The 25,313-nt window shown below is 50.7% G+C and carries 23 protein-coding genes, 1 tRNA gene and 1 other annotated feature; of the genes, 10 read left to right on the top strand and 14 right to left on the bottom strand.

Going from position 1 to position 25,313, the window contains the following annotated elements:
• Nucleotides 1–17 precede the first annotated feature (17 nt).
• The 8 genes from BN348_RS06445 to BN348_RS06410 all read left to right on the top strand — a co-directional run bounded on the left by BN348_RS06445 (nt 18) and on the right by BN348_RS06410 (nt 9,086).
• A tRNA-Glu gene (locus BN348_RS06445) sits at nt 18–92 on the top strand.
• 113 nt (nt 93–205) lie between these two features.
• The gene (gene tpiA / locus BN348_RS06440) at nt 206–973 is read left to right on the top strand and encodes a triose-phosphate isomerase (RefSeq protein ID WP_040197000.1); all 768 of its coding nucleotides are present in this window, start codon (nt 206–208) and stop codon (nt 971–973) included.
• A 199-nt stretch (nt 974–1,172) separates the two neighbouring features.
• Nucleotides 1,173–2,690, top strand: coding sequence for a 2,3-bisphosphoglycerate-independent phosphoglycerate mutase (gene gpmI / locus BN348_RS06435; protein WP_040196999.1), 1,518 nt, complete (start codon nt 1,173–1,175; stop codon nt 2,688–2,690).
• A gap of 190 nt (nt 2,691–2,880) precedes the next feature.
• Entirely contained in the window at nt 2,881–3,642 is a 762-nt protein-coding gene (locus tag BN348_RS06430; protein ID WP_052446775.1) for a YdcF family protein, read from the top strand.
• A 167-nt stretch (nt 3,643–3,809) separates the two neighbouring features.
• Nucleotides 3,810–5,630, top strand: coding sequence for a glutamine--fructose-6-phosphate transaminase (isomerizing) (gene glmS / locus BN348_RS06425; RefSeq protein WP_040196998.1), 1,821 nt, complete (start codon nt 3,810–3,812; stop codon nt 5,628–5,630).
• 440 nt (nt 5,631–6,070) lie between these two features.
• Nucleotides 6,071–7,402: an MATE family efflux transporter gene (locus BN348_RS06420; protein WP_040196997.1), complete on the top strand. Its 1,332-nt coding sequence runs from the start codon at nt 6,071–6,073 to the stop codon at nt 7,400–7,402.
• A gap of 22 nt (nt 7,403–7,424) precedes the next feature.
• On the top strand, nt 7,425–7,871 hold the full coding sequence (locus tag BN348_RS06415) for a MarR family winged helix-turn-helix transcriptional regulator (RefSeq protein WP_040196996.1): 447 nt from the start codon (nt 7,425–7,427) through the stop codon (nt 7,869–7,871).
• Nucleotides 7,872–8,105: 234 nt separating this feature from the next.
• Nucleotides 8,106–9,086 (top strand): tyrosine-type recombinase/integrase, encoded by a 981-nt coding sequence (locus tag BN348_RS06410; RefSeq protein WP_040196995.1) that lies wholly within the window; start codon nt 8,106–8,108, stop codon nt 9,084–9,086.
• Between the two features lie 103 nt (nt 9,087–9,189).
• Here the strand turns inward: BN348_RS06410 and BN348_RS06405 are convergent, their stop codons facing one another.
• A complete protein-coding gene (locus BN348_RS06405; RefSeq protein ID WP_156136440.1) occupies nt 9,190–9,978 on the bottom strand; it encodes a hypothetical protein in 789 nt (262 codons plus the stop codon).
• Nucleotides 9,979–10,148: 170 nt separating this feature from the next.
• A complete protein-coding gene (locus BN348_RS06400; RefSeq protein ID WP_040196993.1) occupies nt 10,149–10,832 on the bottom strand; it encodes an HAD family hydrolase in 684 nt (227 codons plus the stop codon).
• Nucleotides 10,833–10,946: 114 nt separating this feature from the next.
• Here BN348_RS06400 and BN348_RS06395 point away from each other — a divergent pair, with 114 nt between their 5' ends.
• On the top strand, nt 10,947–11,825 hold the full coding sequence (locus BN348_RS06395) for a helix-turn-helix transcriptional regulator (RefSeq protein ID WP_040196991.1): 879 nt from the start codon (nt 10,947–10,949) through the stop codon (nt 11,823–11,825).
• Between the two features lie 427 nt (nt 11,826–12,252).
• Here the strand turns inward: BN348_RS06395 and leuB are convergent, their stop codons facing one another.
• The 7 genes from leuB to BN348_RS06360 all read right to left on the bottom strand — a co-directional run bounded on the left by leuB (nt 12,253) and on the right by BN348_RS06360 (nt 20,653).
• Nucleotides 12,253–13,323 carry a 3-isopropylmalate dehydrogenase gene (gene leuB, locus BN348_RS06390; RefSeq protein ID WP_040196990.1) on the bottom strand — a complete coding sequence of 357 codons (1,071 nt, stop codon included), beginning with the start codon at nt 13,321–13,323 and terminating at the stop codon, nt 12,253–12,255.
• 282 nt (nt 13,324–13,605) lie between these two features.
• On the bottom strand, nt 13,606–15,192 hold the full coding sequence (gene cimA, locus BN348_RS06385) for a citramalate synthase (RefSeq protein WP_040196989.1): 1,587 nt from the start codon (nt 15,190–15,192) through the stop codon (nt 13,606–13,608).
• A 21-nt stretch (nt 15,193–15,213) separates the two neighbouring features.
• Nucleotides 15,214–15,696, bottom strand: a complete 483-nt coding sequence (gene ilvN / locus BN348_RS06380; protein ID WP_040196988.1) for an acetolactate synthase small subunit — start codon at nt 15,694–15,696, stop codon at nt 15,214–15,216.
• A gap of 366 nt (nt 15,697–16,062) precedes the next feature.
• Nucleotides 16,063–17,736 (bottom strand): biosynthetic-type acetolactate synthase large subunit, encoded by a 1,674-nt coding sequence (ilvB, locus tag BN348_RS06375; protein WP_040196987.1) that lies wholly within the window; start codon nt 17,734–17,736, stop codon nt 16,063–16,065.
• A 90-nt stretch (nt 17,737–17,826) separates the two neighbouring features.
• Nucleotides 17,827–18,077 (bottom strand) — a binding site (T-box leader).
• 70 nt (nt 18,078–18,147) lie between these two features.
• Nucleotides 18,148–18,408 (bottom strand): cupin domain-containing protein, encoded by a 261-nt coding sequence (locus tag BN348_RS06370; protein WP_040196986.1) that lies wholly within the window; start codon nt 18,406–18,408, stop codon nt 18,148–18,150.
• A gap of 45 nt (nt 18,409–18,453) precedes the next feature.
• A complete protein-coding gene (locus BN348_RS06365; protein WP_242844316.1) occupies nt 18,454–19,995 on the bottom strand; it encodes a HAMP domain-containing sensor histidine kinase in 1,542 nt (513 codons plus the stop codon).
• The gene (locus BN348_RS06360; RefSeq protein ID WP_040196985.1) at nt 19,985–20,653 is read right to left on the bottom strand and encodes a response regulator transcription factor; all 669 of its coding nucleotides are present in this window, start codon (nt 20,651–20,653) and stop codon (nt 19,985–19,987) included. The genes BN348_RS06365 and BN348_RS06360 overlap by 11 nt, the downstream gene beginning before the upstream one ends.
• A gap of 876 nt (nt 20,654–21,529) precedes the next feature.
• On the opposite strand from BN348_RS06360, the gene BN348_RS06355 reads away from it, so the two are divergent.
• Entirely contained in the window at nt 21,530–21,931 is a 402-nt protein-coding gene (locus BN348_RS06355; protein ID WP_040196984.1) for a hypothetical protein, read from the top strand.
• Between the two features lie 502 nt (nt 21,932–22,433).
• Here BN348_RS06355 and BN348_RS06345 read toward each other — a convergent pair.
• The 5 genes from BN348_RS06345 to BN348_RS13115 all read right to left on the bottom strand — a co-directional run bounded on the left by BN348_RS06345 (nt 22,434) and on the right by BN348_RS13115 (nt 25,127).
• Nucleotides 22,434–22,829 (bottom strand): secondary thiamine-phosphate synthase enzyme YjbQ, encoded by a 396-nt coding sequence (locus tag BN348_RS06345; RefSeq protein WP_040196982.1) that lies wholly within the window; start codon nt 22,827–22,829, stop codon nt 22,434–22,436.
• A 47-nt stretch (nt 22,830–22,876) separates the two neighbouring features.
• Entirely contained in the window at nt 22,877–23,293 is a 417-nt protein-coding gene (locus tag BN348_RS06340; RefSeq protein WP_040196981.1) for a secondary thiamine-phosphate synthase enzyme YjbQ, read from the bottom strand.
• Between the two features lie 256 nt (nt 23,294–23,549).
• Nucleotides 23,550–24,086: a nitroreductase family protein gene (locus tag BN348_RS06335; RefSeq protein ID WP_040196980.1), complete on the bottom strand. Its 537-nt coding sequence runs from the start codon at nt 24,084–24,086 to the stop codon at nt 23,550–23,552.
• Between the two features lie 62 nt (nt 24,087–24,148).
• Nucleotides 24,149–24,478: an MGMT family protein gene (locus BN348_RS06330; protein ID WP_040196979.1), complete on the bottom strand. Its 330-nt coding sequence runs from the start codon at nt 24,476–24,478 to the stop codon at nt 24,149–24,151.
• A gap of 187 nt (nt 24,479–24,665) precedes the next feature.
• Complete coding sequence (locus BN348_RS13115) at nt 24,666–25,127, bottom strand: MarR family winged helix-turn-helix transcriptional regulator (protein ID WP_052446774.1); 462 nt, start codon at nt 25,125–25,127, stop codon at nt 24,666–24,668.
• Between the last annotated feature and the right edge of the window lie 186 nt (nt 25,128–25,313).

Below are 25,313 nucleotides of genomic sequence, written 5' to 3'. Positions count from 1 at the left end.
TGAGGGACAAAAATTACGGCCCGTTGGTCAAGCGGTTAAGACTCCGGCCTCTCACGCCGGCGACACGAGTTCGATTCTCGTACGGGTCACCAATTTTTCTTTGTTACATATCGTTTATAAAATGTCCCAAAATGTCCGCATGATAGCGGACATTTGTTGTATCTGGACACTTTATCATTTTATGATTTGAAAGGATTGTTGAGCTATGAACAAGAACTTGAGAAAAGCGGTTATCGCCGGAAACTGGAAGATGAATAAGGATAGAACCGAAGCAAAGGCTTTGATAGAAGAGATGATTCCGCTGGTCAAAGACGCCGACTGTGACGTCGTGATCTGCGTGCCGTACACCAATCTGGAGACCGCGCTGAACCTCACCGAGGGCACCAACATCGGTGTCGGCGCCGAGAACTGCCACTGGGCAAATTCCGGTGCGTTCACCGGTGAAATCTCCGCGCTGATGCTCAAGGAGATGGGCGTCAAGTATGTCATCATCGGCCATTCTGAAAGAAGACAGTACTTCGGCGAAACCGACGAGACAGTCAACCAACGTGTCAGAGCGGCGCTTGACGCGGGTCTGAAGGTCATTCTGTGTGTGGGCGAGCTGCTGGAGCAGCGCGAACAGGGCATCACCGAAGAGATCGTTTCGCTTCAGACCAAGGTTGCGCTGCAGGGCGTGACCAATGAAGAGCTCAAGAATATCATCATCGCCTACGAGCCGGTATGGGCTATTGGAACCGGCAAAACGGCTACCTCCGAACAGGCAAATGAGGTCTGCCATATCATCCGCGTGCTGATCGAGAAGCTGTATGGCAAACAGGCCGCGGACGGCATCACGATCCAGTACGGCGGTTCGATGAACGCGAAGAACGCGGATGAACTCGTCGCACAGTACGATGTCGACGGCGGACTCATCGGCGGCGCATCCCTGAAAGCTTCTGATTTTGCTGTCATTGTGAATGCGGCCAGCAAATAAGGGTAAAGCTAATCCTGTGTGCAGATACAAAACGACAGGCATTGTCAGGCGATAAGCAGATGCGCTGGCTGCCGTGTTCCTGAAGGGCTAAGGCCTGACAGGAGAAGCAAAGGGAGCATGCTTTCCTCTTGCAGACGGCAAAGCGTTTTATCCTACCGCGCCTTTACGGTGCCGCATGAACAGACCAGGAGGGGATATTTTGAAAAAGCCTTTGATTCTTATGATCTTAGATGGTTTTGGATACAACGAGTCGGATTACGGCAACGCTGTGGTTGCAGCGAATACGCCGCATCTCGATAAAATACTGGCAAACAACCCGAAGACGCTGATCGGCGCATCCGGCATGGATGTCGGTCTGCCGGACGGCCAGATGGGCAACAGTGAGGTTGGCCACACCAATATCGGCGCCGGTCGGATTGTCTATCAGGAACTCACCAGAATTACAAAATCGATTCAGGATGGCGATTTCTTCAGCAAGGAAGCGTTTATCGAAGCGGTTGAAAACTGCAGGAAAAACGGCAGCGCCCTGCACCTGATGGGATTGATGTCTGATGGCGGTGTGCACAGCCACAACACCCATCTGTTCGCATTGCTGGAGCTTGCGAAAAAGTGCGGACTCGAGAAGGTCTATGTCCATTGCTTCATGGACGGCAGGGATGTTCCCCCGATGTCCGGCAAGGACTTTATTGCCGAACTGAAACAGAAGATGCAGGAAATCGGCGTCGGAAAAATTGCTTCGATTATGGGCAGATACTATGCGATGGACCGCGACAACCGCTGGGAGCGCGTTGAAAAGGCGTATGCCGCGCTTGTCTACAGCGAAGGCGTGCAGAACGAAAATCCGGTCGACGTCATGGCGAAGTCCTATGCGGCCGGCGTTACCGACGAATTCGTCATACCGGCAGTCTGCGATAAAGACGGCAATATCAGGCCGAACGATTCGGTCATCTTCTTCAATTTCCGCCCGGACCGCGCAAGGGAGATTACCCGCACGCTGGTCGACGAGGATTTTGATGGATTCGAGAGAAAGAACGGTTTCTTCCCGCTGTACTTCGTCTGCATGACCCAGTACGACGCGCTGATGCCGAATGTGCAGGTCGCCTTTAAGCCGGAATCGCTGGACAACACCTTTGGCCAGTACATCTCCGACAAGGGCCTGACACAGCTTCGCATTGCGGAAACCGAAAAATACGCGCATGTCACCTTCTTCTTCAACGGCGGACTTGAGAAGCCGTATGAGAACGAGGACCGCGCGCTGATTGCGTCTCCGAAGGTCGCGACCTATGACCTGCAGCCGGAGATGAGCGCCTTTGAAGTCAAGGATGAGGTGCTCAGACGCCTTGACAGCGGCAGATACGATGTCATCATCCTGAACTTTGCGAACTGCGACATGGTCGGTCACACCGGCGTGTTTGAAGCGGCCGTCAAAGCGGTCGAAGCGGTGGATACCTGCGTCGGCGAGATCGTCGACAAGGTGCTTTCGATGGGCGGCGTCGCGCTGATCACAGCCGATCACGGCAATGCTGACAAGATGTATGAGCCGGACGGCTCCCCGTTCACGGCGCACACCACCAACCCGGTGCCGTTCGTCGTGGTCGGAAAGGACTGCAAGCTGCGCGAGGGCGGCAGGCTGGCCGATATCGCGCCGACCATGCTCGATGTCCTCGGCATTCCGCAGCCGGCCCAGATGACCGGCAAGTCCATTATACAGAAATAATGCAATAGGCAGGGCCATTTCAATTGAATGAATTTTGAACAGCAGGAAGAAATGAAATAATCTGTTTTTCGTTATGATATACATTTTAGATTGTAATTCTGAATACAATGGTGTATACTTCCTTTATCGGGCTGATTCAGATGCAGTTTGATTGAAATGGCCTTTTTGGTGTTTATAAGGGGACGTGTAAATGATCATCTTTGGAATTTTGGGAATTGTGGTTCTGCTGCTTGCTCTGATGCCGGTCACCATGCACGGTGTGGCACATGCCGGCGTCTATATGATGCTCGCCATCGGACTGATCCTGTGCGGAATCGGCTTCTTCCATGAACGCATCAGGCATCTGTGCGGCTCAAAATTCCATCTTGTCAAGATTGTCTCCGCCGTCATCGGCAGCCTGTTTCTTGTGTTTGTCGTGGTCGTTACTTCGATGATGCTGTACGCAGCTTACGGCAAAGCGCCTTCAAGGGATGAGCAGTGCACGGTTGTTGTGCTGGGCTGCCAGGTCAAGGGCACCGAGGAAAACTATTACCCCAGTCTGATGCTGAGCCGCCGCCTGGAAGCAGCGGCAGCATATTTAAAGGAAAATCCCGAAGCCGCCTGTGTCGTATCGGGTGGAAAAGGGAAGAATGAACCGGTTCCGGAGAGCCGGGCCATGAAGGATTACCTTGTGGAGCAGGGAATTGAACCTTCAAGAATCATGGAAGAATACAGCAGCGTCAACACCGCTGAGAACATCACTTTCAGCAAAGAGGTCATGGAAAAAAACAGATTGCCCGGAGAGATGGTCATCGTTACGGATGGGTTCCATCAGCTGCGTGCACAGACCTATGCAAAGAATGAAGGCATGGAGGCCAAAGGAATTTCGGCGGACACGCCGATGGGACTGAATGTTTCATATTATGTCCGCGAATGGTTTGCACTGATCAGACTGGCTGTGCTGGGTGTATAACATCAAAGCCTATCGTCCGCGGGGCGATGACGATCTTTTGTAAAATAGCAGTTATCTATAAAACAAATGAATTGGAAAACAACAACGGGAGCTTGATCCCTATGAATATAGAACGGAATGCAAGGATGTAAGCATTCTAATATTTGATACGGAAAGGAATTGTGAATATGTGTGGAATAGTGGGTTACATCGGCAGTAAAGATTCAACCTCCGTGCTGATTGACGGATTGTCCAAACTGGAATACCGCGGTTATGACTCCGCCGGCGTTGCCGTGATGGAGGGAGACCGCATCAACATGATGAAGACCAAAGGCCGTCTGGCCGATCTGGTCAAAAAGATGAAGGATGAAGGAGCGCCGAAGGGGCACTGCGGCATCGGCCATACCCGCTGGGCGACGCATGGCGAGCCGAGCGATGTAAACTCCCACCCGCACGGCAATGCGAACGTCTGTATCGTGCACAACGGCATCATTGAGAACTATCTGCAACTGAAAAACAAGCTGATTGAAAAGGGATATCAGTTCGAGTCGGAAACCGACACCGAAACGGTTGCCAAGCTGCTCGACTATTATTATCACGGCGACCCGTTTGAGGCGATTCAGAAGGTTGTCACCAAGGTGCGCGGCTCCTATGCGCTCGGCGTGATCTTCCGCGATTTTCCGGAACGCATTTATGCGGTGCGCAAGGACAGTCCGCTGATCGTCGGTGTGGGTGAAGGCGAGAACTTCATCGCGTCGGATATCCCGGCAATCCTCAAATATACCCGTCAATACTATCTGCTCGAAGAGAATGAAATCGCGCTGCTAACCAAAGAAAAGGTGGAGCTGTTTGATCTGGACGGCGAGCCGATTGAAAAAGAGTTGATGGTGGCGAACTGGGATATCGAAGCCGCAGAAAAAGGCGGTTATCCGCACTTTATGCTCAAGGAAATTCACGAACAGCCGACTGCGTTCTCCAATACTGTTTCCCCGCGCATCACCGACGGCCTGCCGGATTTAAGCTCCGCGCAGCTTGCCCCGGAAATGCTCAAGGACGTGGAAAAGATTCACATTGTCGCCTGCGGCACGGCAATGCACGCAGGCCTGGTCGGTAAAACAACGATCGAAAAACTTGTACGCGTTCCGGTCGATGTCGACATCGCGTCGGAGTTCCGTTACCGGAATCCGATTCTGGGCAAGAACGATCTGGTGGTCATCATCTCCCAGTCCGGAGAAACCGCCGACACGCTTGCGGCGCTGCGCCTGGCTAAACAGGCCGGCAACAAGACCGTAGCCATCGTCAATGTCGTGGGTTCCTCAATTGCCAGAGAAGCCGACAGCGTCATCTATACCTGGGCAGGCCCGGAAATCGCTGTGGCGAGTACCAAGGCCTACTATGTCCAGATCTCAGTTATGTATCTGCTCGCACTGAGCATGGCGCTGGCTAAAGGAACGCTCAGCGAGGAGGAAGTCCGCACCTATATTAAGGAACTGCAGGGTATCCCAGCATTGGCGGAAAGCGTACTTAAGAATGCCGAGAATTGTCAGTACTATGCTTCTCAGTTCCAGAATGCCGAAGACCTGTTCTTTATTGGCAGGGGCATGGACTACGCGCTTTCGATGGAAGGTTCTTTAAAACTCAAAGAAATCTCGTATATTCACAGCGAAGCGTATGCGGCTGGTGAACTCAAGCATGGAACCATTTCACTGATCACCGACAACACCCCGGTCATTGCGGTTTCTACACAGCGCAAGCTGTATGAAAAGATGATCGGCAACATCAAGGAGGTCAAGGCGAGAGGGGCAAAGGTTCTGCTGGTGTGTCATCAGAATGCGCCTGAAGCGCACGATTTGGCCGAATACGTCATCGAACTGCCAAGCGTCAGCGACATCTTCATGCCGCTGCTGACCATCATCCCCTTGCAGTTATTTGCGTACTATACATCCGTTCTGCGTGGCTGCGATGTGGATAAACCTAGGAATCTGGCAAAGTCCGTAACGGTGGAATAAATATCAAAAAGTCGGTCTGTTTTTAAAACAGACCGACTTTTTGATATTTATTTACCATCTATGCCAATGGAAATGCGCGGTCGGCATGGAGTAGAGTGGTGTGACAATCTGCAGGTTTTACACTGTAAAAAACACCATTTATATTCTTGCATTTATATTTTTCAGATGGGGTCAAGACAGAAATCACTTCATGTTGTATGATTCATATAGAAGTGGTGCAGAAATCTACTGCCAATATGAGAATGCAATGAATCACAAGGGGACTGTTTAGAAATCAAATTCTCCCAAACAATCAACAACCGGGCTGAACACAGCCCGGTTGTTTTGTTCATACATTGTTTATTGACATTGCGGGGGATATGCTTTATTATAGTCCGTATTGATGATAGTAATAATTACAGACTATTTGATTGTTGCTATCATATATAAGGGAGGTTTACATGGACAAATCTTTAGACAGAAGCATTTCTCCAGGCATGCTGATCAAATTTTCACTGCCAACGGTGATATCCATGGTGTTTATGGGTATTTATTCCTCGGTTGACGGCATCTTTGTCTCTCGGCTGGTGGGGACGGATGCCTTGTCTGCAGTCAATATTGTGATACCGCTGATCATGACGATCCTTGCGATCGGTTTTATGCTGGGCACCGGTGGCAACGCGCTGGTTGCGAAGAAGATGGGAGAGGGCAAAACGAATGAAGCACGGCAGAATCTCACGCTGCTGGTCGTGGCTGCCTTTGTTGTCAGCGCAGTGATTACCGTGCTTGGCAGCGTCTTCATTGAGCCGCTGCTGCGGCTGCTCGGTGCAAACAGCGACATCTATACGCTGTGTTACGAGTATACCCAGCCCCTCTTTATTCTGATTCCATTCGCACTCCTTGGAATACTGTTTCAGCAGTTCTTTATCACGGAGGGCAGACCAAATTTAGGAATGCTTTCATCCGTATTGGGCGGCATTGCAAATATCGGCCTGGACTATCTGCTGATTGCGGTATTTGATATGGGCGTCACCGGTGCGGCGCTTGCAACCGGCATAGGTTATTCCATCCCTGCTCTGGTCGGTATCGTTTATTTCGCCTGCAGCCGGAAGCGCGGGCTATACTTTGTAAAACCCAAGCTTGATGTACCGGTTATTATCAAATCCTGTACCAACGGTGTGTCTGAAATGATCTCCATGCTTGCATCCAGTGTGACGATGCTGGTGATCAACAACATCTTAATCAGGCTGGCAGGCTCAAACGGCGTCGCAGCAATCAGCATTATATTGATTGCGCAGGGTATCCTGACTTCGATTTATATGGGCTATTCCTCGGGAATTGCGCCGATCATCAGCTTCAATTACGGTAAACAGGATACCGATCGGCTCAAGAAGATTTATTCTATCAGCCTGTCCATCATTTTTGCAGTCTCCGTCATCAGTTTGGCCGCTGGTCTTGTTTTTACAAAGCCGCTGGTCGGAATCTTTACAAATGCAGGTACCGAAGTCTACGAAATGGCTGTACATGGCTTTCGCATCACCTGTATTGGATTCCTCTTCATGGGTTTCAATGGATTTTCCTCATCGATGTTCACAGCGCTCAACAACGGCAGAGTTTCGGGAATTCTTTCCTTCTTCCGCACACTGGTCTTTGTACTTATCACAACGCTGACCCTGCCATTTATCTTCGGTGTGACCGGCGTCTGGATTGCCATACCGCTTGCAGAGATTCTGGCAATCTTCATGACTATTTACTATTTCAAGAAGATGAAACCCATTTACAAATACGCGTGATATAGAAGGGAAGCGAAACATCGTGCAGGATCTTACTGCTAAAGAGCAGATTGCATTGTTCAATGAAAACTGCCGCGCTATTGATAAGCTGTATGAACAGTATGCAAAATCCGTAGGCCTGACCTTTTTAGGTATGACCATTTTAGAGATGATTTATCTGAAGCCGGATGGCTGTACACAAAAACGCATCTGTGAGGACACCCATCTGCCAAAGCAGACTGTAAATGTTGTGATAAAATCGTTTTGGAAGCAAGGATATGTCGAACTGGTGGAAATCGAGTCGGATCGCCGCAACAAAGCGATTCGCCTGAGTCCATCCGGATTGGAATATGCCGAAAAAATCATGGATCGCATGGCGAAAGCCGAAGAAGCTGCATGGGAACAGCTGTCGCAGGAGCAACGGCAGACCATCGTTGATTCGATAAGTAGATATGAAGAGGCTTTTAAAGAGCATATCCAGATTGTCTGATATTTGCAAGAGTTGTATGAAATCAAGGAGTTAGTTCGTATCATTTTGCTGCACATAGGGTACTGCCATTTTCAAGGCAGTACCCGCTTTTTATATTGACTTTGCAGTATTTTGGTGATATACTTAAAACACTCCTCCCAAACCGCACTAAATAAGTATTTAGTGCGGTTCGTAGTGGGATAGAAAGAAATTGCATCCCAAGGAGGTGAATTAAAATAAAACGAGGATTTTAGTTTGGACGCAAAATTTATGGATGAATGCCCGGATATTATTAAAGAATATTTGTTTTATATGAAAACCATTCAAGGGCGCAGCGAAAATACAGTGGATGGATATTACATCGATCTGCGCACATTTTTTCGGTTTATCAAGCAACAGAAAAATCTAGTCTCCACGGATACCTCTTTTGAAGAAATCAAGATTTCAGATGTCGATATCGAATTGATCCGATCCGTCACGCTGATGGATGTTTATCAGTATCTGGATTATCTGCAGTCTGAGCGGCAGAACTCGCCGGTTACACGCAGCAGGAAAATTTCCGTATTAAAATCTTTCTTCAAATACCTTACAAAGAAATCCGGTTTGCTGACCTATAATCCAATACAGGAACTGGAGGTTCCATCCACGAAGAAGGCTCTCCCAAAATATTTGAGTTTGGAGCAATGCCTGGAAATGCTCAACAAAATTGACGGATCAAACAAAGAACGTGATTACTGCATCATCACACTATTTTTAAACTGCGGCATGCGGCTTTCTGAACTTGTTGGCCTCAATCTCGGCGATATCAAGGACAATACCATCAAGGTGCTCGGCAAAGGCAACAAGGAGCGTATCATCTATTTGAACAACGCTGCGCTGGATGCACTGGATCGGCATTTGAAACTGCGGTACAAGCAGAAGAACGTCAAAGATCGATATGCAATGTTTATCACGCGCGGCGGTACGCGCATCAGCCGGCGGCGTGTTCAGGAAATTGTCGAAAATTGTTTGAAAGCGATCGGCTTGGATCATATGGGATTCTCCACACATAAGCTTCGTCATACCTGCGCTACTCTGATGTACCAGTACGGTGAAGTGGATATTCGTACATTAAAGGATTTTTTGGGACATGAAAGAATTTCAACGACAGAGATCTATACGCATGTTTCCAATAAACAGTTGGAACAGGCAAGCGCAAAATCTCCCCTTTCAAATATTAAAAAAAGGGAACCTTAAGATTTTCTATACTTTTTTCTTTTGATTTTTAAGACTGCTTAGATCATGTTTCATAGTACGCAATAAAGCCACAACCATCTAAGGTTGTGGCTTTATTGCGTGATCAGATCAGGATTTCATCCTTTAATTCCCCGGTGATATATTTTGACACCTCTGACAGTGCGACCTGTTCCCCATTAAATCTGCAATATTGTGGAACCAATTCACCCAAACCACGGATGCAGTTCAATTCATAGAGCGCACCCAAAATATCGCTGTTGCTGATGCCTTTGAGCCGTAAAGCTTCGATCTCTTCATCGGTCTCGCATTCAAAATCATATACCTGGCGAACATTGGCCGATGCCGGCAGTTCATGCACCGATAATACGGTGTTTCGGATACGGCTGCACAATTCTTCCCGGATGCCGTCCGGCGCCACAATGACACTGTGTGAAGAAAGAATATCCGGTTCATCACTGACGATAACCGGCGCTCCATACAGGTTCATGATGTCATTGGCGAAGCGTTCATATTTCTGTACATTCTGCGTATAGACCTTAACCACAGCGCAGTACTTGATAAGTGTATGGGTATAGTCCAGATAACGTCCGTATTCATCTACCAGTACAATGGATTTTTTATACAATGGCAGTTCAATGTCCTCGATGATCTTAGCCACACCATTACGGGTAGTGCGCCGCAGAAATTGATACGGCTGGAACCGGCGGATATTGGGATGCGGGCATTTGATATCCGGCATAACCAGATTATATCCAAGCCGGCCGGTGACCTCCTTGAGGAAATCCCAGTCGATTTGCTTTTCGCCGCCTTTATATGAGATGATATGTATCTTGCTCTCGCCATACCGTACCAACCGGATATCCGGATACTGCGTAAACAACAGTCTTCCCATCCATTCAAACAATCCGCTTCTTTGGCCGTTTTGAAGATTCAAAACCGCAAACATCGACGTCACGTCCTTCCCCATCTGTAGAATGCTTATCACAGATATATGAAAGAAGGAACAAAAAAATACTTAAATACGGAAAAAGATGCAGGGAGATGGCTGTTCCAGTTTATTCTTTACTCTTCAAGCCAACTGCGGTCAAAAGCATAAAAATTCTCAATCAGGTTCGAGACTTCTTTCATTTCACTCAGCGTATCCCATCGATTCTCAGGTGCCACAGCAACCACCCTGCCGATGCCGGCGCGCCAGGCGGACTGAATGCCGGAAACAGCGTCCTCCGCAACGATACAGTGCTTTGGCGCGATTCCGATTTTCTGAGCCGAGCGCAGATAAAAATCCGGTTCGGGCTTGCCGGGGATGGAACCGTCGTCATATACGATATCCGCCGGTTGAAACCAGGTTTCCAATGCAAAGCTTTCAATATAGAAATCAACATTGGATTTCCTGGAGGCCGTCGCAATGGTCCGGGGAATTCCCCGGACTTTCAGTTCATCCAGGAGCTGAACGGCTCCGGCAGCTAAATAGAAGCTGTCTGGATTCTCCCTGCAAAGAGACCGGTATCGGGTCTCCTTGCGCTCAACCAGCAGATCGACCTGATCGTCATCCAGCTTTTTTTCTGCCAGATATTCCATGATAAACCGATTGTTCCGGCCATGTATATGCTGGAACATCTCTTCTTGTGTGATCTCCCTGTTAAATACCTCCCGTGCAAATGTACGCCACGCTTTTTCCTGTTGATATGCGTCGTCGAACAAAGTCCCGTTGAAATCAAAAATTACGCCGACCTTTTTTTCCTTCACGATGATTCCTCCCCGTTTGATTGCATTTCTTGTTTTTATCAGTATAATAAAATATAGGAGCAAAAACCACCTGTATTTTGCTTAATTTTATAACAATCTTGCGGGGATGAGAAGATGACACGGAACATCCAGATCAATCAGGACGGACGGGAACTGAAATCCCACGGAACGTATGAATTTCCGTTTCGGATCGGCTATGAGAAAATTCTGCAGTATGAAAACGGCCGCTTCAACTGCCACTGGCACCCGCAGATAGAATTTACGCTGATCCTGAACGGAAGGATGCACTATCAGGCCGGCTCTCAGTTGTTTTCGCTGAAAGCGGGCGACTGTCTGTTTATCAATGCGAACGCGCTGCATCTGGGATGCGCCGTGCCAAATACTGACTGTCAGTATCTTGCGGTCACGCTGCATCCTTCCCTGTTTGGCGAAGCGGGATGCGCAGTGCAGGAGCGATATGTCCAGCCAATCCTGCACTTCCCGTCATTGACCGGTGTCCTGCTCAGAGATGAACAGTTCAACGTGTTGTTTCAGAAGATCGAGACCTTATATCGGGAGCAGCCGGCATGTTACGAACTGTCCATCACCGCACTGCTTTTGGAGGTTTGGAAACACCTGTATCAGGAGATACAAAGCAGCATTGTCGAGGATCTTGAACAGGAACGCAGCCATGCCTTGATCAAGACCATCCTCACCTTTCTGCATGAGAACTATATGCGCCACATTACACTGGATGAAATTGCGGCGGCGGCAGGGCTATCCAAAAGCGCATGCTGTCACCTCTTTAAACGCCAGATGAAGGAAACGCTGATCACCTATCTGCAGCGGTATCGGATCGATCAAAGCTTATCCATGCTGACACAGCCGGGCTGTAATGTCACGGAAGCCGCAATGGCCAGCGGTTTTTCCGGGCCAAGCTATTATGCGGAGATATTCCGCAGGCAGTTCGGCATATCTCCGCGGGATTATATCAGGATGCACAGGAAGCAATAGCTGCGCTCTCGCGGCAAAACAGGAGTTACTCGTATAGGAATGAAGGATAAGCATAAATCAAAACCACTAATTGAACTGGTGGTTTGCACGAGCCCCAGTAGGGCATCATACCAGTTCGTCTCACAAAGACACTGAAAAACTGTTGTTTGCATCAAACGCACGGTATTTGCTAAAGCGGTTATGTCCCAATAGTTTTTCACTCTGAGCAAAATGATTATAGTTATTCGCTAGGCTTTTACTTGTCTTAAAGCTTTTTATTCTCACCGGCTCAGCCGGTGTTTTTTCTTGCTAAAGCTGCAATAAAAGAATGATCGAAATATATGACCGGGGAATTAAAGCAGGAGCTGATACCGAAAACGGTATCAGCTCCTGAAAATTTATGATGAAGCCTGGTCACCAAATCAGTATTTTACCCACATCGGACAATTTACAGGTTTGCAAGGATGATGTCTCCCATTTCGGAACAGGAAACCAGCTTTTTGCCCTCGCTCATGATGTCGCCGGTGCGGTAGCCGTCGGCAAGCGCCTTTTCCACGGCATTCTCGATGTCCCTGCATTCCTGCGGTGCGTCGAAGGAATAGAGGAGCATCATAGCTGCGGAAAGGATGGTTGCAATCGGGTTCGCCTTGTTCTGGCCGGCAATATCCGGAGCGGAACCGTGAATCGGCTCATACATGCCGCGGCTTCCCTCACCAAGGCTCGAAGACGGGATCATGCCGATGGAACCGGTGATCATGCTGGCTTCATCGGAAAGGATATCGCCGAACATGTTTTCGGTCACAATGACGTCGAACTGGCCCGGATTGCGCACAAGCTGCATCGCGGTGTTGTCCACCAGCATATCGCTGTATTCGACATCCGGATACTCATCCTTCAGGCGGTGCATGACCTCTCTCCAAAGGCGGGAGCTTTCCAGCACATTTGCCTTGTCAACGCTGGTCAGCTTGCCGCGTCTCTTTCGGGCGGTTTCAAAGGCCACGCGGCCGATGCGCTCGACCTCCATCTCGGAATAGATCATGGTATCATAAGCGGTTTTGCCGCCTTCTGTCTGCAGAATTTCACGCTTGCCGAAATAAGCGCCGCCGATCAGCTCGCGGACAATGACCAGATCCAATCCGCCCTCGATGATCTCCTGCTTGAGCGGGCAGGCGTTCTCCAGCGCCTTAAACAGGCAGGACGGGCGGATGTTCGCAAAGAGTCCCAGCGCCTGGCGCACACCCAGCAGCGCACGTTCCGGACGCTGGCTGCCTTCGAGCGTATCCCATTTCGGGCCGCCGACCGCGCCGAGCAGGACACTGTCGCTGTCCAGGCATTTCTGAAGCTCCTTTTCAGGCAAAGGCTCGCCGAATGCATCGATGGCGCATCCGCCTGCCGTAACATCCACATAGCGGAAGGTGTGGCCGTACTTCTCCGCAATTTTATCAAGCACTCTGAGCGCCTGATTGACGATTTCAACGCCGATGCCGTCTCCTCTGATCACTGCTATCTTCTTTTCCATAATCTAAAATCCTTTCCCTGTTTGATTTCTTTTTAACGATCTTTATTATACAACTTTTTCTGTCAGGATGCAAAGTATATCCTGTGAAAGAATGAAAAAGTATATGGTTTCTCCAGTTTCCCAGTACCGTTTATGCAATTCAAATAATGCAGCTGAAACGGGACTGTCTATTTTATAACATCAAAAAGGCCGAGATTCGAGGTATGTGCGCTTAATCTATATAGATATACCAAAAATCAATGCACACAAATTGGTCTTTGCTGAGTCCACAGGATTTCATGGTCAGCCCATGTTCAGGTTTTCGTTGTAGTCCTTCATCAGCTTGTATTCGATTGAATCGAGCAGCGCGCGCAGGCTGGCGTTGATGATGTCGGTCGAGACGCCGACCGTGGTCCAGACACTGCGTCCGTCAGTCGTCTCGATCAGGACACGGACCTTCGCGGCCGTGGCCTTGCGGGATTCCATGACACGCACCTTGTAGTCGATCAGGCGTACATCGTTGAGTGACGGATAAAAGACGGTCAGCGCCTTTCTGAGCGCCTTGTCGAGCGCATGGACAGGGCCTTCGCCTTCGTCTGCCGTGATCTCGTACTGCTCGCCGACCTTGATCTTGACCAATGCAGACGATACCTTCGGGGAATTCTGCGTATCCTGCTCGCCGATGATGCGGAAGTGGTCCAGTTCAAAAAATGGCTGGAACTTCTTCAGGTATTTGAGCACGACCAGCTCCAGGCTGGCCGCCGCGGCCTCATACTGGTATCCGTCATGCTCCAGCTCCTTGAGCCGGTCGACGATTTCCTGCGCGATCGGGGAATCCTTGGTGATACGCGGGTCGATGTGCTTGATGCGGTCGATGATCGCCGTGCGTCCGGCCACCTCCGAAAGCAGGATGTTGCGCTTGTTGCCGACCGTCTCGGGCGGCAGATGCTCAAACGAACCGGCGTTCTTCATCACGCCGTCAATGTGCATCCCGGCCTTGTGGGCAAACGCGCTCTTTCCGACATAGGGCATACCGCCGGACAGTGTGATGTTCGAGATTTCAGCGACGAACCGCGCGGTTTCGGTCAGGTTCTTCATCTGTTCATCAGGGATGCAGCGGTACCCCTTTTTAAACTGCAGGCTTGGAATCACCGAGCTCAGATTGGTGTTGCCGCAGCGTTCGCCGTAGCCGACATAGGTGCCCTGAACCTGTACGGCGCCCGCTTCGACCGCCATCAGACTGTTCGCGACCGCACAGCCCATGTCGTTGTGGCAGTGGATGCCGATCTTCACATCCAGACGGTCCACCACCTTTTTTGTGATGTTGTAAATCTCCTCGGGAAAGCATCCGCCGCGGGTATCGCACAGAACGATGCGGCTGGCGCCCGCTTTCTGCGCGGTGTAAAGGGTCTGCATCGCATACTCCTCATTCAGCTTGAAGCCATCAAAGAAATGCTCGGCGTCAAACATGACCTGCTTGCCGTTTTCCACAAAGAAATGAAGGGTATCGTAGATCATGCTGAGATTCTCTTCCAGCGTGGTGCGCAGCACCTCGGTCACATGCAAATCCCAGCTCTTTCCGAAGATCACCACGGTGTCGGTGCCGCCGGCTACCAGCGCCATGACGTTCTTGTCCTCCTCGACGCGGATGCCGCGCCGACGGGTGGAGCCGAACGCCACCAGCTGGGAATTCTTCAGTCCCAGATTCTGCACCCGCTCGAAGAATTCGATGTCTTTTGGATTCGAACCGGGATTTCCCGCCTCGATGTACGGTATTCCCAGCTTATCAAGCGCCTTGACGATGTGTATTTTGTCGTCCACCGTAAAGGATATGTTCTCCCCCTGCGCGCCGTCGCGCAGTGTGGAATCAAAGATTTCGATCTCTCTCATGGCAGTGTCCCCCTTTCTTTCCTATCCCCGTTCCAGCGCGGTGACGCCGGTGCGCACCATCGCCTTGACGTTGTAGGGTGTCAGCATCTCGATGAAGGAATCGATCTTCTGCGGCTCACCGGTCAGCTCCATCAGCAGTGTGCCTCTGGAGACGTCGACGATCTTAGCGTTGAAGAGGCTTGCGATCTCAATGAGCGCGGAGCGGTTCTGTTCGTCGAACTGCATCTTGATCAGAAGCTGTTCGCGGCAGACCGCCTCGGCCTTGTGAAGCTGCTTGACCTCGATGACATCCCAGAGCTTGAGCAGCTGCTTTTCCGCCTGCTGCAGCGTTCTCTCATCGCCGCGGACCACGATGGTCATGCGTGACGTTTCAATGTTCTCCGTTTCGGAGACAGACATACTTTCGATGCTGTATCCGCGGCGGCTGAACAGCGATGCGACGCGGATCAGCACACCTGTCTGGTTCTTGACCAGGACGGAAAGTAGATGTTTTTTCTCCTCCATGCGGATTCCCTCCCATTATCTATATGCTCGGCCATTCCTTCTGATCTGTCCTGTCCGGTATAGGACATTGTGTGATACACAGCAACTAAGATGTGATCCTGTGAAATGTTATCTAAGAAATCTGAAGAGCAAAAGAAAGGCCGGATGATTTATTTTTAATATAAAAGTATAGAATGCAGAAAAACTGGTGCAGAATGGGCTTCGTCAGGCATAAATTCCACACTGACCGGCTGTGTCTGGTCTCATACCTGCCGGAACGGATATCCATTCAGCAAAGCCGGAATCCAGCTGAAGGGCAGTGCCGTTTCACTTGGATTCGCACACTCTGTCAGACATCCGATCAGCCTGGGAAACACGGCAAACCAATCAGTCCATCTCCAGAATCTGTTCTTCGACCGAAGCGCCTGCCGGAACCATCGGCAGCACGTTGATGTCGCTGTCGATCATGCAGTTGATCAATACCGGCTCGTGCAGCGCGAGCGCCTGCCTGAGCACCGGCTCGACTTCATCGGGCGCCGAAATCGTGAAGCCCTTGAGTCCGTATGCCTCGGCCAGCTTCACAAGGTCGGTTGGCCGGTTCATTGTGGTATGAGAGAAGCGTCCGCCGTAGAACAGCTTCTGCCACTGCCGCACCATGCCGAGCACATTGTTGTTCATGATCAGCTCCACAACCGGAAGCTGGTAGCGCACAACCGTTGCAAGCTCATTGGCGTTCATGTAGAAGCTGCCGTCGCCCGCGATATTGACGACCCGCCTGCCAGGATTCGCAACCTGTGCGCCGATTGCCGCGCCAAGGCCGTAGCCCATCGTTCCAAGTCCTCCGGAGGTTGCCAGCGAACGCGGCGACCGGAAATTGTAGAACTGCGCGGCCCACATCTGGTGCTGTCCTACCTCGGTTGTGATGATCGTGTCCTCGCCGGTCAGCCTGTCGAGCGTTTCGATGACCTGCTGCGGGGTCGGATAGCCGTTCATCGCCTTCTGCATCAGCGGATACGCCTTTTTCCAGCCGTGGATTTTATCCATCCAGTGTGGGTGCTGCTGCTGTGCCAGCATCCTGTTCAGCATGGAGAGGATGGTTTTGATATCCCCTTCAAGCTGTGCGTCGATGACGATGTTCTTGTCAAACTCCGCGCCGTCAATGTCGATGTGCAGGATCTTCGCATGCTGCGCGAACCGGTTCGGGTCGCCGATGACCCGGTCGCTGAACCGCGTGCCGATGCCGATGAAAAGATCACACTCGCCGATAGCCAGCGCCGAGGTTTTGGTGCCGTGCATGCCGAGCATCCCCATAAACCGTTCATCCGTATTGTCGAAGCCGCCCAGCCCCATCAGTGAGGATGCGGCCGGCGCATCGATGCGCCGTATGAATTCTTTGAGCTCCTCAGCCGCTTCGGATGCGATGACGCCGCCCCCGGTGTAGACAAACGGCTTTCTGCTCGCCGCGATCATGGCGGCGGCTTCCTCGAGCTGATTGGAGGTGAACTGCGGCTTCGGCTGCTCAATCGCGAGGGGCTTCTTCGGGTTGTAGTCGCAGACCGCCGCCGTGATATCCTTCGGCACATCGATCAGTACCGGACCTTTGCGTCCCTCATTGGCGATATAAAAGGCTTCCCGGATGGTGTCGGCCAGCCTGGTGACATCCTTGACGATGAAGTTGTGCTTGGTGATCGGCATCGTGATGCCGGTGATGTCCACCTCCTGGAAGCTGTCAAGCCCCAGCAGGCTGCAGGCCACATTGCCGGTGATCGCCACGAGCGGGACCGAATCCATATAGGCGGTTGCGATGCCGGTTACGAGGTTGGTAGCCCCCGGGCCGCTCGTCGCAATGACGACGCCGGTCTTGCCGGTGGTCCTGGCATAGCCGTCCGCGGCATGGGACGCGCCCTGTTCGTGCGCGCTCAGAATGTGGTTGATCCGGTCGCTGTATTCGTACAGCGCGTCGTAGATGTTGAGCACCGCGCCGCCCGGAAATCCGAATACGGTGTCCACCTTCTGTTCCAGCAGACATTCGATGATGATCTGTGCACCTGTCAGTTTCATGATGAAAAGCCCCCTTAGAGTAATTTCGTTACAAAGGTAGAATGGCATACGAAAGTTATCTGGACAATATAAAAGACCTGTCGTCTCATAAAAAGAGACGACAGGCCGTAAAACCCAACGCGGTACCACTCTTATTGGCATATCGGAAATATGCCCGCTTTTTCTGTATCCATTAATACAGCCTCTTCCTAACGGTGAGGAACCGTTCCAACCTATTGTGCCGAAAGGCATTTCAGCGGACTGCTCAGGGGTGATGCTCCCACAGGTTTTGCACTGCCTTTCACCAGCCGGCAGTTCTCTGAAGCAAAGGATCTGTGTTCCGTCCCCGTCATCGCATTTTTGTTATAATCTTGTTTATTATGTTAGTACAGAAAAGTCATTCTGTCAAGAGGTGCGCATCGATTTTCTTATTTAACCAAATTTATAATGCTTCTTGACATATTTTTTGACATCCCAGACACAGGAAAGACCCTGTGGGAAGACGACCAGATCGCCCGCGCCGAATTTGACGGATTTTCCATCGTAGCGCACCTCGACCTCGCCTTCCAATATCAGGCCGGTTTCCTGCATATTGTAGGACCAGTCAAAGACCGAAGGTTCACAGTCCCAGGTCGGGCAGCTTTCAAGCTCTTCCCTTTCGTCCGCGGTCGGTTTTCTGACGATGATTTCCATGATAAATGCCTCCTATCATAAATGATAACGGTTTCGCGCTGTCGGCTATCCGTCCTGCTCCTCTGGCTGGCGGATATTCAGCTCGAACCAGAAGATGCTGCCCTGTCCCGGCGTGCTGATCACGCCGAACGGAGCGCCGTGCATCTCCAGCACGGTTTTGACAATCGAAAGTCCAAGACCGGTGCCGATCATCGCGCGTTTGTGGCTCTTTTCAATTTTATAATAACGGTCCCAGATATACGGAAGCTGGTCCTCCGAAATGCCGTCGCCGGTATCGATGATCTCGATCTTGACAACATCCTTCCGTACACTCTGGCAGATGGTCACCCGCTTGTCGTCGCCGGTGTAGTTAATCGCGTTGATGATCAGGTTGTAGACCACCTGGGACAGCTTGACTTCATCCGCATTGACGTAAACCTCACCGGAGCTGATGAATTTGATCTGGTAGCCCTCCTGCTGGGTCAGCTTGGAGCAGCGCTTGCAGATATCCCGCACCGTCTGGGTCAGGTTGAAATCTGAGAAGTTGAGCTCCCGGCCTCCGGACTGCAGCTGCGATAAATCCAGCAGGTCGTTGACCAGCGTGGTCAGCCGGCGGGATTCGTCGATGATAACCTGCACATTCTCCGGCGTGTTCTCACCCGGCAGGTCGCGCATGACCTCGGCATAGCCGGCGATCATGGTCAGCGGTGTGCGCAGGTCGTGCGAGATGTTCGAGATCAGTTCCCGGCGCAGCCCCTCGACCTTCGAAAGCTCGGTCGCCGCGTAGTTGAGCGTGTCGCCAAGCTCCGCGATTTCCAGATATCCCTTGCTGTCAAACCGCGTGTCGTACCGGCCCTTGGCAAGCCGCTTGGCCGATTCGTTGATCTTGATGATCGGCTTTGCAATCCGCTTGGACATCAGCAGGGACAGCAGAATGGCCAGCACAAGCAGGATGACCGTGATGTAGCCGAGCTCGACGGTCAGCGTTTCCATCGTCGTGTTGACCGGCGAGATGACCGAATTGAGCATCACCATGCGTTCGCTGCCGTCGGCGGCTGTGACAATCCGCGTGTACACCATGCTCTGGAACAGTTCCATACCGGGGCGGGGCGGCACAGCCCGCATATCCCTGATGCCGGCGCCTCCCTGCGGCTCATACGGCTTCTTCCAATGGTTCTTGGTGTAGGTCTGCAGCAGAGAACCGCCTTCCTCGCGGGTTTTGTCATAGATTGCCCGCACATCGTCCGGCGACATTTTATGGATGGCGCAGGCCGGTACATAGTCAACCGAGTTGTAATCGGTGTAATCGGCGTTCACTATCCGCACGCACAGGTTTTTCTGGTGCGAGATGCTTTCCAGCAGCGTGTCCAGCTCCCCGTTGTCAACATTGGCGCTGATCGTATCACTGGCGGAGCGAAGCTCGTGCATTTTGATCGACCGGTATACGGTGTCCAGAAAGACGATCTGGAAGAACCACAGCAGCAGCAGCATGCTGCCGGCAAAAATCGCAAAGTATTTGATGACCTTCCATTTAATGCTTGGATTCCGGCGGTTTTTCCGGATGTTGGCATTCTGATGGTTCTGCTCAGCAGCTTTTTTATGCTTCAAACCGGTATCCTACCCCTCTGAGCGTCACAATATAGCCGCTGTATTTGCCGAGCGTACGGCGCAGCAGCTTGATGTGGGTGTCCAGCGTGCGGTCATCCCCGTAAAAATCATAGCCCCAGACATCGTTGATCAGCTTTTCCCTGGTCAGCGCGATACCGCGGTTCTTGACCAGATAAAAAAACAGGTCGTATTCCTTCGGAGACATGTTGACCTTTTCCGCGTCAATATAGACAAGCCGCCCGGTGAAATCCACCGTGACGCCCTCGAATTTCACAACATCCCGGCCGGCTTCTCCGCCGCTGGAACGCTTGATGATCGCGCCGATGCGCATCATCAGTTCTTTAGGGGAAAACGGTTTCACGACATAGTCGTCGATGCCCAGCTCAAAGCCGTGGATTTTATCGTATTCCTCGCCTCTGGCAGACAGCATAATGACCGGAGTCTGGCAGTATTTCCGGATTTCCCGGCATGCTGAAAAGCCATCCAGCTGCGGCATCATGATGTCCATGACGATGATATCGAAGGATTCCTGCTTGCAGATTTCAATTGCCTGCATGCCGTCCACCGCCTCGATGACCTGATGCCCCTCAAAAACCGCATATTTCTTGATGAGGTTGCGGATGCCGTCTTCGTCGTCGACCACTAAAATTTTGTACATATCTTCACCTTCCAACCGGGTTTTCACCCGTTGTGATGCCTTTCATTGTAGCTTTTCTTTGTGACCGCTGCGTGAATATCCGCTGAATTGTGGCTAAAAAGCAAAAAAGCCCCTATGCCTTCCTTCTGACACGAGGTTTTGTTTCGTCTGTTACATCCGCCGAACCGGTGTTCCGACCATCCGGCGGATTAACAGTATTTGTAATATATGTGAAGTTTTTAGCGTGTGAAGTCTATATATTCGGGTGTGGCTTACATGTTACAGCTGCTCTCCTTTTTACATACTGTCGCGGTTAATTCTCTAAGACTCTCTCCATGGCCTGCCCCCTCTCTTAACTTGCTTTCAGTATACACTTCAATTGTGATAGTTTTTTGAAAATGACATGAAACCGCGAAGAAATCTCTCCCTTTTTTCCGACCTCCCTCTCTTTTTTCTGATGCAAAGGCGCAGGCTGCTGCTGAATCCGATTCTTTTCTTTCTATGCTGAGCCTGTATCTTCAATGTCTATATGATCTTCCGTTGTCTCAATGACCCGTTCCGTCTTCGGTCGCAGCATGGCGCTTTCTTTCCTGGTTTCAGGAAACGGCCTGTTTTCGGCTCCAAATCAGCTTAACAGGCATAAATCCTGAAAATTCCCAAAATTTCACTGTCATCTTTTAGAAATTCAATTGACATTTCATGATGATTGTATTATAATTTAATTACTGTAAGGATTATACAAGTTCATCCTCACATAATAAAAAACTTTATATGATGGGACAATAGCATCGATCCGCAGCTTACAACATGAACAGCTCCGCATAAAACATGCGGGAATCAGGCAATATGTCAACAGTTATCGATAGGGCTATCGTTTATCGATGAAGGGGGCTTTCCATGAAAAAAATCATTGCCATCTCTGCCGTAGGTGTCTTTCTGTTTGGATGCCTGTATTGGATTGGCCACAGCTGTAAGGATTTCAACATCAGCTTTGCCACCCATGTATATGTGTCCTATGAGGAAGATGGGAATACCGTTTCTAAAGAAATCACAGACACCGAAACCGTTGCAGAATTGAAAGAAATCTTTCAGGGACAGAGTTATATCGATGTTCCAATTCAGAGCTTTTCGGACAGCTGTTATCTGGTGTTCTCCGATAATCAGGACCGCATAGAGATCTATCCCGCACAGGATAGCGAGACCGTCATGCGCATCAACAAAGAGAACCGCTTTCTGCGCATCTCCGAAGAGGGACGAAAAGAGGTTGACCGCATTTTGAAAAACTATGCAGCGGTTTAATATATCCCATCGCCTCTGAGGAAATCGTCAGGGGCTTTTTTAATCCAGCTTACTTAATCTGTATGCATGAATTTAGACCATAGCAACCAGCGGACCGATTTGACGAAATAAAAGCCGTACAACCCTATCAGGGCTGTACGGCTTTTTGTAGCTTTAGCGTAACAAAACCACCGGCTCTTCCGTGAGAATAAAAGGCTTTAGCTTTCAGAGTGACAACGATCATTTCGCTCAAAGTGAGGAGCTATAGATATATAACTGCTTTAGCAGCTGCAGTGCGCGTAATGAAAATAGCCGTGATTCAGTGCCTCTTAAGAGGCCTGTCTGTATAACGCCCTTCCAGGGCTGATGCATACCACCAGTTCAACTGGCCCCTTTGATTGTCTGCTTTTATTATCCGCAAAGATGCTATGCAGAAACTTTGCGAGGTCATCCGGACTGGATAGATAGAGAGCTTGCGCAGAATCACACTCAGTCCCGCAAATAGTCATATCCGAGACAAACATCAGCCTTCTATGATCTTTACATAAAAATCCCGGCTTCTGGGACCGTCGAACTCACAAAAATAGATGCCCTGCCAGGTGCCCAGTACCAGATTGCCATCCTCAATCAGCACCGTGACACTGCTGCCGATCACGCTCGCCTTGAGGTGCGCGGCGGAGTTCCCCTCCATATGCCGGAACTGAGACCGGTCCGGAAAGGTCTCATCCAGCGCAAACAGCAGATCTGTCACGACATCGGGGTCCGCATTCTCGTTGATGGTGATGCCGGCGGTTGTATGCGGGCAGTATACCGCCGCCAGCCCGCTGATCACGCCGCTTTTTCGCAGTGTCTGACGCACCATGGCGGTGATGTTCGTAAATCCCTGCCGATTGGTGCGCAGGTGATAGGTTTCCATCATTGTACATCGCTCCTTTTCTCATCCATACATACTTATAGGTTCCTGGATCAATCTCCGATAATTTTTATCAGTGCATGTTTATCACGTTTCCCGTCAAACTCATAGTAAAAAATCTGTTCCCAGGTTCCAAAATCCAATTTTCCATTTGTGATTGCCACAACAACCTCCCGCCCCATCACTGTGCGCTTGAGATGCGCGTCGGCATTGTCCTCGAATCCGTTGTGATGATAGCGGCTGTACGGCTTTTCGGGTGCCAGTGTTTCCAGCCAGGCCTCATAATCCCGATGCAGACCCGGTTCATCGTCGTTGATAAACACACTGGCCGTGATATTCATTGCGTTGACCAGCACAAGGCCTTCTGTGACGCCGCTGTCGCTGACAGCGGCTCGCACCTGTGATGTGATATTGACAAGTCCTCTGCGCTCAGGCAAATGAAAATGCAGTTCTTTCCGGTAGGATTTCATGGTCTATTCTCCTTTTTGACTTCAGACAGCGGATAACATCATTTCAAAGCGGGCAGTATCGTTTCAAAGCTGTGATGCAGCCAACCGATCAGCGGTTGGCATAGTGGTAAAGCCGTGACGCGGTCAATCTATAAAATGATACATGGTTTTATAAAACGCCATTCATCTTGGCTTCCCCTCCATGCATCGCTGGCAGATGATTTCTCTTCAGCATCCCGCCTATTCGCCGGCCGATGTCATTTTTTGGACATCCGGCTTATTCTTCGGCAAAGGTCAATATCTGTTCAAGCGGTTTGCGCTTCTTTTCACGAAGCTTATCGTCTGCCGCATAGCCGATTCCAACCACCAGCCGGATGCGTTTGTTCTGTGGAATCGAAAGAAGGTTCTTGAGTTTTTTCTCGTCAAACCAGCCCATGATACAGCTTGAAAGCCCCTGTGCGGTGGCTGCCAGGCACAGATGCGCCGCCGCAATGCCGATATCAATCGGGGCGTAGTGCTGATCCTTGACCTTGCCGCCGAGCTTTGCAGAGAGAGTTGCCTTCTCCTCCAGCACAACGACGAAGGTTGGGCAGCGGTCGGTGAACTTGTTCATACCGAGACTTTGCAGGCATTTCGCAGTCTTGGGCGCAAGCGTTCCGCCGTTCACCAACACAAAGCTCCAAGGCTGGCTGTTGCAGGCCGACGGTGCGATTCTCGCCGCTTCGATGCAGCGGACCAGCTTTTCCTGCTCCACTGCTTTTTCGGTGAAATTCCGGCAGCTTTCCCGCTGCGCGATCAATTCAAAATAATCCATATCAGATTTCCCCTTTCGCGGTCGTTTTTGTATACAACGGCAAACGATGCGGACCGGCCATGTTATGACAGCTGGGAGGCCTGTGCACCGTCCCACTGAAATCGTTTTAAATCAACCCGTCCGTCCGGGGTAAACTCGACACCTTCCTGCTCGAGCAGCGCGACCTGCCGGTTCTCTCCGCCGAACGCGAATGCTTTGGAAACCTCGCCGAACCGGTTAACCACCCGAAAGCACGGGATCACATCCGGCTGCGGGTTGACATGCAGTGCATAGCCCACCACTCTGGACCAGCGCGGGTTGCCTGCCAGCATGGCGATCTGCCCATAGGTGGCCACCCTGCCATACGGAATTTGCCGGACAATCTCGTAGATTCTGTCAAATGAACTGGACATCCGTCTTCCTCCTCATCTCTGTAAAGGTTTCTCTCTGCATGATTTGGATCCTGTCCGCCTGCCCATGCCCGATTTCATAAGTCGGCATGCATGGACAGACGACTGTGTTGACCAGATTAAATGTTTCTAAAAGGACATGGGATCAGCAGACCGCCGTACCTGTCTAAGCATGATGACAGTGAAGGTACTACCACTGCTTCCATTCCAGCTTCTCAATAAAACCGGTCAGTTCCCCAATGCAGCTGGCAAAACGCTGCTTTTCCTCCTCGTTGAACACATCCATGTCCTCTGCGATACGGCCGATGACGCCCTGCACCACCTCTTCGACCTCCTGGCCGCCCTGTTCGGTGATCTGCACATACACCCGCCGCCGGTTTTCGAGATCGTGCTCGCGCAGCACCAAGCCCTTGCTTTCCAGCGCGCTCACCAGCTTGGACAACTGCTGCTTGGACATCTGTAAATCGGCCGCGAGCTGCGACATGGTCATTCTGCGGTTAGGATGGTACCGCAGCGTACACAGCACATGCATCGGCCGGCAGTTCAGCTTTAAATCATCGAACATGCCGGACGGCCGTTTGGACGCGGCAAAGAAGACGATCAAAAAACCCACCAGCCGCTGTGCCAGTTGGTTGTTGTCAATAGCTTTCATACCCATACGCTCCCATTCAAATTACTTACCCGTTTCAGTATATCCTGAAATGATTTGTTTGTCAATTGTTTACCATCATATCTTGACAAATATCCGGCATTGTTATACACTTAAAGACGCGTAAGCTGTGCTGTAGTAAAACGCATCACAGCTTACAGGATCCAAATATACATATAAAAGAATATA

Source organism: Candidatus Soleaferrea massiliensis AP7, assembly GCF_000820765.1.
Lineage (GTDB): Bacteria > Bacillota > Clostridia > Oscillospirales > Ruminococcaceae > Soleaferrea > Soleaferrea massiliensis.
The sequence above is the reverse complement of the archived record's forward strand: the minus strand, read 5'-3'. Positions and strand labels throughout refer to the sequence as shown.

Coding starts and splice junctions, on each gene's coding strand:
- BN348_RS06430 (WP_052446775.1), top strand. CDS start 2,881: ATGATCATCTTTGGAATTTTGGGAATTGTGGTTCTGCTGCTTGCTCTG.
- ilvB (WP_040196987.1), bottom strand. CDS start 17,736: ATGAAACTGACAGGTGCACAGATCATCATCGAATGTCTGCTGGAACAG.
- BN348_RS06405 (WP_156136440.1), bottom strand. CDS start 9,978: ATGGGAAGACTGTTGTTTACGCAGTATCCGGATATCCGGTTGGTACGG.
- BN348_RS06420 (WP_040196997.1), top strand. CDS start 6,071: ATGGACAAATCTTTAGACAGAAGCATTTCTCCAGGCATGCTGATCAAA.
- glmS (WP_040196998.1), top strand. CDS start 3,810: ATGTGTGGAATAGTGGGTTACATCGGCAGTAAAGATTCAACCTCCGTG.
- tpiA (WP_040197000.1), top strand. CDS start 206: ATGAACAAGAACTTGAGAAAAGCGGTTATCGCCGGAAACTGGAAGATG.
- leuB (WP_040196990.1), bottom strand. CDS start 13,323: ATGGAAAAGAAGATAGCAGTGATCAGAGGAGACGGCATCGGCGTTGAA.
- BN348_RS06355 (WP_040196984.1), top strand. CDS start 21,530: ATGAAAAAAATCATTGCCATCTCTGCCGTAGGTGTCTTTCTGTTTGGA.
- BN348_RS06335 (WP_040196980.1), bottom strand. CDS start 24,086: ATGGATTATTTTGAATTGATCGCGCAGCGGGAAAGCTGCCGGAATTTC.
- BN348_RS06370 (WP_040196986.1), bottom strand. CDS start 18,408: ATGGAAATCATCGTCAGAAAACCGACCGCGGACGAAAGGGAAGAGCTT.
- BN348_RS06395 (WP_040196991.1), top strand. CDS start 10,947: ATGACACGGAACATCCAGATCAATCAGGACGGACGGGAACTGAAATCC.
- BN348_RS06360 (WP_040196985.1), bottom strand. CDS start 20,653: ATGTACAAAATTTTAGTGGTCGACGACGAAGACGGCATCCGCAACCTC.
- BN348_RS13115 (WP_052446774.1), bottom strand. CDS start 25,127: ATGAAAGCTATTGACAACAACCAACTGGCACAGCGGCTGGTGGGTTTT.
- BN348_RS06330 (WP_040196979.1), bottom strand. CDS start 24,478: ATGTCCAGTTCATTTGACAGAATCTACGAGATTGTCCGGCAAATTCCG.
- BN348_RS06345 (WP_040196982.1), bottom strand. CDS start 22,829: ATGATGGAAACCTATCACCTGCGCACCAATCGGCAGGGATTTACGAAC.
- ilvN (WP_040196988.1), bottom strand. CDS start 15,696: ATGGAGGAGAAAAAACATCTACTTTCCGTCCTGGTCAAGAACCAGACA.
- cimA (WP_040196989.1), bottom strand. CDS start 15,192: ATGAGAGAGATCGAAATCTTTGATTCCACACTGCGCGACGGCGCGCAG.
- BN348_RS06340 (WP_040196981.1), bottom strand. CDS start 23,293: ATGAAATCCTACCGGAAAGAACTGCATTTTCATTTGCCTGAGCGCAGA.